General features: G+C 66.1%; 1 protein-coding gene. It reads left to right on the forward strand.

The window, feature by feature from the left end; translation table 11 throughout:
- Positions 1-218 (forward strand): nitrilase-related carbon-nitrogen hydrolase (locus tag J0A67_RS23725; RefSeq protein WP_317195076.1); only part of this gene is annotated, 218 nt, incomplete at its 5' end.
- Between the last annotated feature and the right edge of the window lie 65 nt (positions 219-283).

Consider the following 283-nt stretch of genomic DNA (forward strand, 5'->3'; position numbering starts at 1 on the left):
TGTATGTGGCGGGCTGCAACCGGGTGGGCGACGATCCGAACGGCCTGAACTACAGCGGAGACAGCCTGATCATCAGCCCGCAGGGCGAGATCCTGGCGGATGCCGAGCCCGGCGCAGCCTCGCGGCTGGACGCCGAGCTGTCGCTGGAAACCCTGCAGAGTTACCGCAGCGCCTTCCCGGCCTGGCGCGATGCCGACAGCTTTCTGCGTCTTGACTGATTAAACGCGATCCCAGCCGGCGATCGTCAGGCAATAGGCCTGGATCGCCAGCGCTACGTCCGCCT

The organism is Algoriphagus aestuariicola (genome assembly GCF_017254835.1).
Lineage (GTDB): Bacteria > Bacteroidota > Bacteroidia > Cytophagales > Cyclobacteriaceae > Algoriphagus > Algoriphagus aestuariicola.